1 protein-coding gene is annotated in these 246 nt (G+C 63.0%); it reads right to left on the reverse strand.

Annotated elements, in window-relative coordinates:
• Positions 1-246 (reverse strand): hypothetical protein (locus QZH66_RS19000; protein ID WP_305807320.1); only part of this gene is annotated, 246 nt, incomplete at both ends.

The raw sequence follows: 246 nt of genomic DNA on the forward strand, positions 1-246 counted from the left end.
TTGGCATTGCCGGTGTTGTAGGCGTTGTTGCCAATGTCATGCACGCGGTTGCCCGTGACCACGCCGCTGAGCCTGCTGGTGGCGGTGGCGGTGGCCACATTGAACGCGTTGGTGAACGTGCCTGTGGAGCCATTGTTCAGCGCGGCCGAGCGGGCTGCATTGGCTGTGGCATCGCCAGAGTCCTTGTTGATGCTGTTGTCGGTCCGGTTGGCGTTGCGCGTGGTGGTGGTGGTCCTGGTGTCGGTA

This window comes from Stenotrophomonas sp. YIM B06876 (assembly GCF_030711595.1).
Classification (GTDB): Bacteria; Pseudomonadota; Gammaproteobacteria; order Xanthomonadales; family Xanthomonadaceae; genus Stenotrophomonas.